This is a genomic window from Pseudomonas sp. SP16.1, assembly GCF_052682975.1.
The window spans coordinates 4,484,952-4,496,555 of record NZ_JBQYFZ010000001.1 but is presented as its reverse complement, the minus strand read 5'-3'; the positions used below and the strand labels follow the sequence as shown (position 1 = coordinate 4,496,555).

Sequence of the window (11,604 nt, the reverse complement as noted above, 5' to 3'; positions counted from 1 at the left end):
GCCCTCGGGCTGGCGGTTCGCGGTGCAGACCTATCGCCTCCCGCTCGCCCCGCTCGGCTTTGTGCCTTGTGAGCTTATTAAAGAAAAGAAAGAGAGATTTTTTATAAAGCTTGTTCTTTATGTTTATGTATAGCACCAGGCCTTTCTGTGGATAACTGTCCGGAGCCCTTGCCATGACTGATGTACAGCTAATGATAAGGCTGTGCCGTTCCTGCTGGTTTCCACTGGGAAAGCTGCTCATCCACTGTGGATGAAAGGGCGGGTTACCCACAGGTGGATTTACGCCCAGCTTTGTCAGCGGGTTATGGGCAGGGCTTAGGGGCAGTTTTCCACAGGGTTTAGTTGCGCTCTGAATAAGTCGAAATCAGAGCCGCAGTCTGCAGCCAGCGTGCGTAGCCCGGATGAAATCCGGGGATATCGTTAAAGTCTCAAGGGAGGAACGCCAGGCTCACAGTGGTAGGAGCGAAGGGGGGCCTAGCCTTTGTTCGTGAGCTTGACGCCCTTATCGCGGATAAATCCGCTCCTGCAGGGGGGGGGGGGCGGCTGGCTATTTACCGATACAGAAGCTGGAGAAGATCCGCCCCAGCAGGTCGTCGCTGCTAAAGGCGCCGGTGATTTCGCCCAGGGCCTGCTGCGCCAGGCGCAGGTCCTCGGCGAGCAGTTCGCCGGCGCCCATCAGGGTGAGCTGGGCGCGGCCGTGTTCGAGATGCTGCTCAGCCTGGTGCAGCGCCTGCAGATGGCGGCGGCGGGCGCTGAAGCCGCTCTCGGCGGTCTGTTGATAACCCATGCAGGCCTTCAGGTGCTCGCGCAGCAACTCCAGGCCATCCGCCGACTTGGCCGACAGGCTGAGGGTCACGTGGCCATCGGCGCAGGTTTGCAGCGCCACGGCTTCGCCCGACAGATCCGCCTTGTTGCGGATCAGAGTGACCCGTGCGGGGTCCGGACGCTGCTGAAGAAATTCCGGCCACAGGGCGAAGGGATCGGCCGCCTCGGGGGCGGTGGAGTCCACCACCAGGAGCACGCGGTCTGCCTCGCCTATGGCCTTGAGGGCGCGCTCCACGCCGATTCTTTCCACCTGGTCGTCGGTGTCGCGCAGGCCGGCGGTGTCGACCACGTGCAGCGGCATGCCGTCGATGTGGATATGTTCGCGCAGTACGTCGCGGGTGGTGCCGGCGATATCGGTGACGATGGCCGCCTCGCGTCCGGCCAGGGCGTTGAGCAGGCTGGACTTGCCGGCGTTGGGCCGGCCGGCGATGACCACGGTCATGCCGTCGCGCAATAGGGCGCCCTGGCCGGCCTCGCGCAGCACTGTGGATAAGTCCGCACGCACACCGTCGAGCTGGCTCAGCACATGGCCGTCTGCGAGAAAGTCGATCTCCTCCTCGGGAAAATCGATGGCGGCCTCGACGTAGATGCGCAACTGGATCAGGGATTCGGTCAGCGCGTGCACGCGTCTGGAGAACTCGCCCTGCAGCGAGCGCAGGGCATTGCGCGCGGCCTGCTCGGAGCTGGCCTCGATCAGGTCGGCGATGGCCTCGGCCTGGGCCAGGTCGAGCTTGTCGTTGAGGAAGGCGCGTTCGCTGAATTCACCCGGACGTGCCAGGCGTGCGCCCAGCTCCAGGCAGCGGCGCAGCAGTAGGTCGAGCACCACCGGGCCGCCATGGCCCTGCAGCTCGAGCACGTCCTCGCCGGTGAAGGAGTTGGGGCCGGGGAAGTAGATCGCCAGGCCTTCGTCCAGGCTCAGTTCCTGCTCGCCGAAGAACGGGCCGTGGTGGGCGAAGCGCGGTTTCAGCTCGCGCCGGCAGATGGTGCGGGCCAGTTGTCCGGCCAGCGGGCCGGAGACCCGCACGATCCCCACACCGCCACGACCCTGGGCGGTGGCGACGGCGGCGATGGTGTCTCGGGCGTGGTTCATGGCGTGGTACTCGCAGGTTACGGGCTGTAGGACCGAAGGGGGCTCATGATCATGGCCACTCATCGCGAACAAGTTCGCTCCTACAGGGAAGGCCGGATAGCAAAACGCCCCAATCATGGGGCGTTTGCTTGATGCTTGGAAGCCTTGGCGAATCAGGCGTTGGCCGGTTTCGCTGCGGCTTCGATTTTGCGCGTAATGTACCACTGCTGGGCGATGGACAGCACGTTGTTGACCACCCAGTACAGCACCAGACCGGCCGGGAACCAGAGGAAGAAGAAGGTGAAGATGATCGGCATCAGCTTCAGCACGCGGGCCTGCATGGGGTCCGGCGGCGTCGGGTTGAGCTGCTGCTGGATGAACATGGTCGCGCCCATGATGATCGGCAGGATGAAGAACGGATCCTTGATCGACAGGTCGGTGATCCACAGCAGCCACGGCGCCTGACGCATCTCCACCGATTCCAGCAGCACCCAGTACAAGGCGAGGAATACCGGCATCTGCACCAGGATCGGCAGGCAGCCGCCCAGCGGGTTGATCTTCTCCTTCTTGTACAGCTCCATCATCGCCTGGGACATCTTCTGGCGATCGTCGCCGAACTGCTCCTTCAGTGCCTGCAGCTTCGGCGACACGGCACGCATGCGCGCCATGGAGCGGTAGCTGGCGGCGGACAGCGGGAAGAAGATCAGCTTGATGACGATGGTCAGCACGATGATCGACCAGCCCCAATTGCCCAGCAGGCCGTGAATCACTTCCAGCAGCCAGAAGATCGGCTGGGCGAGGAACCACAGGAAGCCGTAGTCGACGGTCAGCTCCAGGCCCGGGGACAGGGTGCCCAGGTGCTCCTGCAGCTTGGGACCGGCGTAGAGGACGGCGCCGGTTTCGCCCTTGCCACCTGCGGCGACCTGCACGGACGGGCCGGTGAAGCCGACGATGTAGTTGCCCTGGCTGTCCTTGCGAGTCTGTACCAGGTTGCTGCTGTCCTTGCTCGGCACCCAGGCGGTGACGAAGTAGTGCTGCAGCCAGGCGACCCAGCCGCCCTGCACGGTTTCCTTGAAGGCCTGCTTGTCGATGTCCTTCATCGACACCTTCTTGTACGGCTCCTCGCTGGTCCACAGCGCGGCGCCCAGGTAGGTGGCGGTGCCGGTGGCGGTGGTGGAGGACGGATCGGCGCTGGCGTCGCGCTTGAGCTGGGCGAACAGGTTGCCGCTCCAGGCCTGATCGCTCTGGTTGTCGATCAGGTAGCGCACGTCGACCTGATAGGCGGACGGGTCCACGCAACCGGGCTTCTTCAGCTGCTGCTCACGCGCCGAGCACTGCGGGTTGAGACCGCGCTTGAAGCTGTAGCGCTTGATGTAGTTGACGCCGTTCTCGCTGTAGGTCAGGTCGACCACCAGGCTGTCTTGGCCTTCGGCCATCGCGTAGCTGGTTTTCTCGCTCGACCACAGGGCGCGACCGCTGGACTTGTCCGGGGCGTTCTGGCCGATCAGGCCGCTCTGCGCCAGGTAGGTGCGTTCGCCGCCGTTGTCGAACAGCTGGAAGGGCACGTCCGGGCGATCCTGACGGCGCGGGTACTGCGGCAGGCGCAGCTGCACGATATCGCCACCGCGCGGGTCGATGGCCAGATCCAGCACGTCGGTTTTCACCCGGATCAGCTCGTCGCTGGCGGCTGCATTCGGCGCAACGGCAGCGGCGCTGGGTTCGGCCACGGCAGTGGGGATGTCGTCGCCGGCGGTTGCGGCATTGGCCGGGGTATCCGGCAGGGCGGGCGTCGCGGCGGTCGAGGATTGTACCTCAGCCGGCAGGGCGGCCTGGCCGTAGTCCTCGTTCCATTGCAGGACCATGAGGTAGGACACGACTGCCAGGGCGACGATCAGGATCGAACGTTGGATATCCATGATTATTCGGCCATCGAAGGGGAACGGGATGTTTTCGCGGGAGGTACCGGGTCGAAGCCGCCGGCATTCCAGGGGTGGCAGCGACCGAGCCGGCGAGCTGCCAGCCAGCCGCCACGCAGGAAGCCATGTTGTTCGATGGCTTCGTAGGCGTAGCAGGAACAGCTGGGATAGAAGCGACAATGGCTGGCCATCAGCGGACTGATGGCGTAGCGATAAACCTGGATACAGGCTAAGGCCGCTTTACGCATGGGGATTGTCGCTTGTCCCGGGGGAGGCATGTGCGTCGCGACTGGGCCGGCTGCGAGCCAGGCGTCTCCAGAGCTTGCCAAACTGCTGAGCGAGTTCGCCATTCTCCAGATCGCCGAGGCCCTTGCGGGCGACCACCACGATGTCCCAACCGACCAGGTCGTCCTGGTTCAGGCGGAAGGACTCGCGGATTTGACGCTTGATGCGGTTGCGCTCGACGGCGAGCTTGACGCTCTTCTTGCCGATCACCAGACCCAGGCGGGGATGATCAAGCTGGTTGTCGCGCGCCAGCAGCAGGACACTTTTGCCCGGAGCTTTGCCGCTTGGGGAGTCGAAGACTGCCTTGAATTGCCGGGGGGTCAGCAGACGCTTTTCCCGGCCGAAGCCTCGACTCACCACCTGTCTGGATGAATTAGACAGTCAGACGCTTGCGGCCCTTGGCGCGACGACGCGACAGGACGGCACGGCCGTTCTTGGTGGCCATGCGGGCACGGAAACCGTGGGTGCGAGCGCGCTTGATGGTGCTGGGTTGGAAAGTGCGTTTCATGGTGCGTTACCTGGGTGTTCGACTAGGGTCGGAATGACCCTGGTTTAAAGAGACCGGCAATTCTAGAGAAAGCCGCGCGGCAGGTCAATTTCCAACCAGCCCTATTCGCTCGATAAGAAGATTAAGAAGGAAAGGTTTAAAGCTCTTCTTCTATGTTTATGATGATGGGCACTGGCTTTGCTGTGGAAAACGCCGCCTAGCACCCGCCGTTGCTGGATTGGCGGAGATGATAAGGTTGTCCAGAAGCTCTGTTCGGTCTGTGCGCCGGCTGCGCATAGCTTGGGGACAGAATCGCGGTTTACCCACAGCTGGGTTATCCGCGCCCTCGTCCCCAGACTTGTGCAGAGACTTTTCGGGCGCTTATCCACAAGGCTCAGGGCAGTGCGGATAAGCCTGGTGAATGTTAATAAGGCTTTGATTTTGCTTGGCCATCTGCACCATGGCGTGTGGATAACTCGGTCATTGGCCGCTACAATGGCGGCTGTTTTTTGCATCGCCTTGATAGGGGACAGTCAGTGTCAGTGGAACTATGGCAGCAGTGCGTCGAGCTCTTGCGCGACGAATTGCCGGCCCAGCAATTCAACACCTGGATACGTCCTCTGCAGGTCGAAGCTGAAGGCGACGAGCTGCGCGTCTATGCGCCCAACCGTTTCGTCCTCGACTGGGTCAATGAGAAGTACCTGAGCCGCCTGCTCGAATTGCTTGGCGAGCGCGCCAATGGCCTGGTGCCGGCGCTTTCCTTATTAATAGGCAGCAGGCGCACGGCCGCCGCTCGAGTGGCGCCGAATGCGCCCTTGCCAGCGGCCGCCCGCGCGGCCCAGGTTCAGGCCGCGGCGACGAGCAGCAAGCCTCTGCCGCCGCCGGCTCAGCAAGAACCCTCGCGTGCCAGTTTCGATTCCATGGCCGGTGCCGCGCCGCAGGCGCCGACGCCGGCGGTCGCGCCGCGTACCGAGCGCACGGTGCAGGTCGAAGGCGGCCTCAAGCACACCAGCTACCTGAATCGCACCTTCACCTTCGATAACTTCGTCGAGGGCAAGTCCAACCAGCTCGCCCGCGCCGCGGCCTGGCAGGTGGCAGACAATCCCAAGCACGGCTACAACCCGCTGTTCCTCTACGGGGGCGTAGGCCTGGGCAAGACGCACCTGATGCACGCGGTGGGCAACCATCTGCTGGCAAAGAACCCCAACGCCAAGGTGGTCTATCTGCACTCCGAGCGCTTCGTCGCCGACATGGTCAAGGCGCTGCAACTCAATGCGATCAACGAATTCAAGCGCTTCTACCGTTCGGTGGATGCGCTGCTGATCGACGATATCCAGTTCTTCGCCAAGAAGGAGCGCTCCCAGGAGGAGTTCTTCCACACCTTCAACGCCCTGCTCGAGGGCGGCCAGCAGGTGATCCTCACCAGCGATCGCTACCCGAAGGAGATCGAAGGTCTGGAGGAACGCCTGAAGTCGCGCTTCGGCTGGGGCCTGACCGTGGCGGTGGAACCGCCGGAGCTGGAAACCCGCGTGGCGATCCTGATGAAGAAGGCCGACCAGGCCAAGGTCGATCTGCCGCATGATGCGGCGTTCTTCATCGCCCAGCGCATCCGCTCCAACGTGCGCGAGCTGGAAGGTGCACTCAAGCGTGTGATCGCTCACTCGCACTTCATGGGTCGTGACATCACCATCGAGCTGATCCGCGAATCGCTCAAGGACCTGCTGGCCCTGCAGGACAAGCTGGTGAGCATCGACAACATCCAGCGCACCACCGCCGAGTACTACAAGATCAAGATCTCCGATCTGCTCTCCAAGCGCCGCTCGCGCTCCATCGCCCGGCCGCGTCAGGTGGCCATGGCGTTGTCGAAGGAGCTGACCAACCACAGCCTGCCGGAAATCGGCGTGGCCTTCGGCGGCCGCGATCACACCACGGTATTGCACGCATGCCGTAAGATTGCTGAACTTAGGGAATCCGACGCGGACATCCGCGAGGACTACAAGAACCTGCTGCGCACCCTCACCACTTGATTTCGCAGCTCCACGAGGCAAGGGACTAGACCATGCATTTCACCATTCAACGCGAAGCCCTGTTGAAACCCCTGCAACTGGTCGCCGGCGTCGTGGAACGCCGCCAGACCCTGCCGGTGTTGTCCAACGTCCTGCTGGTGGTCGAAGGCCAGCAGTTGTCGCTCACCGGCACCGACCTGGAAGTCGAGCTGGTCGGTCGCGTCGCCCTGGAGGATGCCGCCGAGCCGGGCGAGATCACCGTCCCGGCGCGCAAGCTGATGGACATCTGCAAGAGCCTGCCGTCCGATGCGCTGATCGACATCCGCGTCGACGAGCAGAAGCTGCTGGTCAAGGCTGGGCGCAGCCGTTTCAGCCTGTCCACCCTGCCGGCCAACGACTTCCCCACGGTAGAGGAAGGCCCGGGTTCGCTGACCTTCAACCTGCCGCAAGCCAAGTTGCGTCGCCTGATCGAGCGGACCAGCTTCGCCATGGCGCAGCAGGACGTGCGCTACTACCTCAACGGCATGTTGCTGGAAGTGCAGAGCGGCATGCTGCGTGCGGTGGCCACCGACGGTCATCGCCTGGCCATGTGCTCCATGGAGGCGGCGATCCAGCAGGACGGCAAGCATCAGGTCATCGTGCCGCGCAAAGGCATCCTGGAACTGGCTCGTCTGCTCACCGAGCAGGACGCCGAGGTCAGCATCGTGCTGGGCCAGCACCACATCCGTGCCAACACCGGCGAGTTCACCTTCACCTCCAAGCTGGTCGACGGCAAGTTCCCCGATTACGAGCGCGTGTTGCCGCGGGGCGGCGACAAGCTGGTGCTGGCCGACCGCCAGGGCCTGCGCGAAGCGTTCAGCCGTACCGCGATCCTGTCCAACGAGAAGTACCGCGGCATTCGCCTGACCCTGGCCGCCGGCCTGCTGAAAATCCAGGCTAACAACCCGGAGCAGGAAGAGGCCGAGGAAGAGATCGTCGTCGAGTACAACGGCGGCAACCTGGAGATCGGTTTCAACGTCAGCTACCTGCTCGACGTGCTGGGTGTGATGGGCACCGAGCAGGTGCGTCTGATCCTGTCCGACTCCAACAGCAGTGCGCTGCTGCAAGAGTCCGACAACGACGATTCCGCCTACGTCGTCATGCCGATGCGCCTGTGACCGAAATCGCTAGATGTCGCTGACCCGCGTAACGGTCACCGCGGTGCGCAATCTGCACCCGGTGACCCTCTCCCCTTCCCCCCGCATCAACATCCTTCACGGCGCCAACGGCAGCGGCAAGACCAGCCTGCTGGAAGCCATCCATCTGCTCGGCCTGGCGCGCTCCTTTCGCAGCACCCGCCTGCAACCTGTGATCCACTACGAACAGCCGGCCTGTACCGTATTCGGTCAGGTACAGCTGGCCGATGGTGGCAACAGCAACCTGGGCATTTCTCGCGACCGCCAGGGCGAGCTGCAGATTCGCGTGGATGGGCAGAATGCGCGTAGCGCCGCGCAGCTGGCCGATCTGCTGCCGTTGCAGCTGATCAACCCGGACAGCTTTCGTCTGCTCGAGGGGGCGCCGAAGATTCGCCGGCAGTTCCTCGACTGGGGAGTGTTCCACGTGGAACATCGCTTCCTCGGCGCCTGGCAGCGCCTGCAGAAGGCCCTGCGGCAGCGGAACTCGTGGCTGCGCCATGGTACACTTGACGGTGCTTCGCAGGCCGCGTGGGACCGCGAACTGTGCACTGCCAGCGCGGAGATCGACGCCTATCGGCGCGCCTATATCCAGGCGCTGAAACCGGTGTTCGAACGTACCCTGGCAGAGCTGCTGCAACTCGAAGGGCTGACCCTGAGCTACTACCGCGGCTGGGACAAGGATCGTGAGCTGAGCGAAGTGCTCGCCGCCTCTCTCCTCCGCGACCAGCAACTCGGCCATACCCAGGCAGGCCCCCAGCGCGCCGATCTGCGTTTGCGGCTGGCCGGTCATAACGCGGCGGAGATCCTTTCGCGAGGGCAACAAAAATTGGTGGTATGCGCGTTGCGCATCGCCCAGGGCCACTTGGTCAACGAGGCCAAGCGCGGTCAATGTATCTATCTGGTCGACGACCTGCCGTCGGAACTGGATGAGCAGCACCGGTTGGCATTGTGCCGGTTGCTGGAAGATTTGCACTGCCAGGTGTTCATCACCTGTGTAGACCATGAATTGTTGAGGGGCGGCTGGCAAACGGATACGCCGGTTGCCATGTTCCACGTGGAACATGGCCGTATCACCCAGACCCACGACCACCGGGAGTGAAGGCATGAGCGACAACCAAACGTACGACTCCAATAACATTAAGGTCCTCAAGGGCCTGGATGCCGTACGCAAGCGGCCTGGCATGTACATCGGCGATACCGACGATGGTAGCGGTCTGCACCACATGGTGTTCGAGGTGGTCGACAACTCCATCGACGAGGCCCTGGCCGGGCATTGCAGCGAGATCGTCATCACCATCCATCCGGATGAGTCGATCAGTGTGCGTGACAACGGCCGCGGCATTCCGGTGGATATCCACAAGGATGAAGGGGTCTCCGCCGCCGAGGTCATCATGACCGTGCTGCACGCCGGCGGTAAGTTCGACGACAACAGCTACAAGGTCTCCGGCGGCCTACACGGCGTGGGCGTTTCGGTGGTCAACGCGCTGTCCAAGGAGCTGGTGCTGACCATCCGTCGCAACGGCAAGATCTGGGAACAGACCTACGTGCATGGCGTACCCCAGGCGCCGTTGACCGCCGTCGGCGACACCGAAGGCACCGGCACGCAGATCCACTTCAAACCGTCGGAAGAGACCTTCGCCAACATCCATTTCAGCTGGGACATCCTGGCCAAGCGCCTGCGCGAACTGTCCTTCCTCAACTCCGGCGTCGGCATCCTGCTCAAGGACGAACGCACCGGCAAGGAAGAGCTGTTCAAGTACGAGGGCGGCCTGCGCGCCTTCGTCGAATACCTCAACCACAACAAGACCACGGTCAACCAGGTGTTCCACTTCAACGTGCAGCGCGACGATGGCGTCGGCGTGGAAGTGGCCCTGCAATGGAATGACAGCTTCAACGAGAACCTGTTGTGCTTCACCAACAACATCCCCCAGCGCGACGGCGGCACCCACCTTGCCGGCTTCCGCTCGGCGCTGACGCGTAACCTCAACACCTATATCGAGCAGGAAGGCCTGGCCAAGAAGTTCAAGGTCAGCACTACCGGCGACGACGCCCGCGAAGGCCTGACCGCGATCATCTCGGTCAAGGTCCCGGACCCGAAATTCAGCTCGCAGACCAAGGACAAGCTGGTCTCCAGCGAAGTGAAGACCGCGGTCGAACAGGAAATGGGCAAGTACTTCGCCGACTTCCTGCTGGAGAACCCCAACGAAGCCAAGGCCGTGGTCGGCAAGATGATCGACGCCGCGCGTGCCCGCGAAGCCGCGCGCAAGGCCCGCGAGATGACCCGCCGCAAGGGCGCGCTGGATATCGCCGGGCTGCCCGGCAAGCTGGCCGACTGCCAGGAAAAGGACCCGGCGCTGTCCGAACTCTACATAGTGGAGGGTGACTCCGCGGGCGGTTCTGCCAAGCAGGGCCGCAACCGCAGGACCCAGGCGATCCTGCCGCTCAAGGGCAAGATCCTCAACGTGGAAAAAGCCCGCTTCGACAAGATGCTCTCCTCCCAGGAAGTCGGCACCCTGATCACCGCCCTCGGCTGCGGTATCGGGCGCGAGGAGTACAACATCGACAAGCTGCGTTACCACAACATCATCATCATGACCGACGCCGACGTCGACGGCTCGCACATCCGCACCCTGCTGCTGACCTTCTTCTTCCGTCAGCTGCCGGAGCTGATCGAGCGCGGCTACATCTACATCGCCCAGCCGCCGCTGTACAAGGTGAAGAAGGGCAAGCAGGAGCAGTACATCAAGGACGACGAGGCCATGGATGAATACATGACCCAGTCGGCCCTGGAAGACGCCAGCCTGCACGTCAACGAAGGCGCCCCGGGCCTGGCCGGCGAGGCGCTGGAGAAGCTGGTGGGCGAATACCGAGGGGTGATGAAGACGCTCAATCGACTGTCGCGTCTGTACCCCATCGAGCTCACCGAGCACTTCGTCTACCTGCCTCGCGTCAGCGTCGAGCAACTGGCCGACCAGGACGCCATGCAGGTCTGGCTGGCGCTGCTCGATGCTCGTCTGAAGGTCATGGAGAAATCCGGTCTGGTGTACAAGACCAGCCTGCGCGAAGACCGCGAGCGCCACTTGTGGCTGCCCGAGGTGGAGCTGATCTCCCACGGTGTGTCCAGCTACATCACCTTCAACCGCGACTTCTTCGCCAGCAACGACTACCGCACGGTGACCGCCCTCGGCGAGCAGCTCAACAACCTGCTGGAAGACGGTGCCTACGTGCAGCGCGGCGAGCGCAAGAAGCCGGTGACCAGCTTCAAGGAAGGCCTGGAGTGGCTGATGAACGAGAGCACCAAGCGTCACAGCATCCAGCGCTACAAGGGGCTCGGCGAGATGAACCCGGATCAGCTGTGGGAAACCACCATGGACCCGGAAGTACGCCGCATGCTCAAGGTAACCATCGAGGACGCCATCGCCGCCGACCAGATATTCAACACCCTGATGGGCGATGCCGTGGAGCCGCGCCGCGACTTCATCGAGTCCAACGCCCTGGCGGTATCGAACCTGGATTTCTGATTAGTTGGAGGTGGGCAAAGTTATTTGCCCTTTCGGCCAAAGTTAAGCGGTTCGGCCAAAGTAATTTGGCGATAGCCTAAAAATAGAAGCCCCTGCTGACGCGAGTCCGCAGGGGCTTTTTATTTAGCCTGAAGCCTCTACTGGCCGGTGTTCCAGTCGGCCAAGAAGGCTTCAGTCAGGCGGTGCTTGGTCTTGTGCTCCTCAACGATCCCGGCTGATTTCATCCTGCTGAAGGTCGAACTCATCGAGGCTTTGTTGGTTTTGTTTCCCGGTATACGCCTGGTTCTCAACGCATCGATAACCCATTGGCTACGAATGCG

The 11,604-nt window shown here is 62.7% G+C and carries 9 protein-coding genes; 4 read left to right on the top strand and 5 right to left on the bottom strand.

The window, feature by feature from the left end:
• Positions 1-547: 547 nt before the first annotated feature.
• The 5 genes from mnmE to rpmH all read right to left on the bottom strand — a co-directional run bounded on the left by mnmE (position 548) and on the right by rpmH (position 4,603).
• Complete coding sequence (gene mnmE, locus ACUTAF_RS21185) at positions 548-1,915, bottom strand: tRNA uridine-5-carboxymethylaminomethyl(34) synthesis GTPase MnmE (RefSeq protein WP_445581814.1); 1,368 nt, start codon at positions 1,913-1,915, stop codon at positions 548-550.
• A 152-nt stretch (positions 1,916-2,067) separates the two neighbouring features.
• The gene (gene yidC, locus ACUTAF_RS21180) at positions 2,068-3,810 is read right to left on the bottom strand and encodes a membrane protein insertase YidC (RefSeq protein WP_445581813.1); all 1,743 of its coding nucleotides are present in this window, start codon (positions 3,808-3,810) and stop codon (positions 2,068-2,070) included.
• Positions 3,811-3,812: 2 nt separating this feature from the next.
• Positions 3,813-4,058, bottom strand: a complete 246-nt coding sequence (gene yidD, locus ACUTAF_RS21175; protein WP_106737949.1) for a membrane protein insertion efficiency factor YidD — start codon at positions 4,056-4,058, stop codon at positions 3,813-3,815.
• Positions 4,051-4,455 carry a ribonuclease P protein component gene (rnpA, locus tag ACUTAF_RS21170; RefSeq protein WP_082457793.1) on the bottom strand — a complete coding sequence of 135 codons (405 nt, stop codon included), beginning with the start codon at positions 4,453-4,455 and terminating at the stop codon, positions 4,051-4,053. The genes yidD and rnpA overlap by 8 nt, the downstream gene beginning before the upstream one ends.
• 13 nt (positions 4,456-4,468) lie before the next feature.
• Positions 4,469-4,603 (bottom strand): 50S ribosomal protein L34, encoded by a 135-nt coding sequence (gene rpmH, locus ACUTAF_RS21165; RefSeq protein WP_003246698.1) that lies wholly within the window; start codon positions 4,601-4,603, stop codon positions 4,469-4,471.
• A 515-nt stretch (positions 4,604-5,118) separates the two neighbouring features.
• Here rpmH and dnaA point away from each other — a divergent pair.
• The 4 genes from dnaA to gyrB are packed head-to-tail and all read left to right on the top strand — an operon-like array spanning position 5,119 to position 11,284.
• Positions 5,119-6,609: a chromosomal replication initiator protein DnaA gene (gene dnaA / locus ACUTAF_RS21160; protein WP_445581812.1), complete on the top strand. Its 1,491-nt coding sequence runs from the start codon at positions 5,119-5,121 to the stop codon at positions 6,607-6,609.
• A gap of 32 nt (positions 6,610-6,641) precedes the next feature.
• On the top strand, positions 6,642-7,745 hold the full coding sequence (dnaN, locus tag ACUTAF_RS21155) for a DNA polymerase III subunit beta (RefSeq protein WP_445581811.1): 1,104 nt from the start codon (positions 6,642-6,644) through the stop codon (positions 7,743-7,745).
• A 13-nt stretch (positions 7,746-7,758) separates the two neighbouring features.
• Positions 7,759-8,862, top strand: a complete 1,104-nt coding sequence (recF, locus tag ACUTAF_RS21150) for a DNA replication/repair protein RecF (protein WP_445581810.1) — start codon at positions 7,759-7,761, stop codon at positions 8,860-8,862.
• A gap of 4 nt (positions 8,863-8,866) precedes the next feature.
• Complete coding sequence (gyrB, locus tag ACUTAF_RS21145) at positions 8,867-11,284, top strand: DNA topoisomerase (ATP-hydrolyzing) subunit B (protein WP_445581809.1); 2,418 nt, start codon at positions 8,867-8,869, stop codon at positions 11,282-11,284.
• The last annotated feature ends 320 nt before the right edge of the window (positions 11,285-11,604 follow it).

Bases quoted from the DNA above. Each gene is read 5' to 3' on its own strand.
- dnaN (WP_445581811.1), top strand. From the start codon at position 6,642: ATGCATTTCACCATTCAACGCGAAGCCCTGTTGAAACCCCTGCAACTG.
- recF (WP_445581810.1), top strand. From the start codon at position 7,759: ATGTCGCTGACCCGCGTAACGGTCACCGCGGTGCGCAATCTGCACCCG.
- yidC (WP_445581813.1), bottom strand. From the start codon at position 3,810: ATGGATATCCAACGTTCGATCCTGATCGTCGCCCTGGCAGTCGTGTCC.
- rpmH (WP_003246698.1), bottom strand. From the start codon at position 4,603: ATGAAACGCACTTTCCAACCCAGCACCATCAAGCGCGCTCGCACCCAC.
- yidD (WP_106737949.1), bottom strand. From the start codon at position 4,058: ATGCGTAAAGCGGCCTTAGCCTGTATCCAGGTTTATCGCTACGCCATC.
- gyrB (WP_445581809.1), top strand. From the start codon at position 8,867: ATGAGCGACAACCAAACGTACGACTCCAATAACATTAAGGTCCTCAAG.
- mnmE (WP_445581814.1), bottom strand. From the start codon at position 1,915: ATGAACCACGCCCGAGACACCATCGCCGCCGTCGCCACCGCCCAGGGT.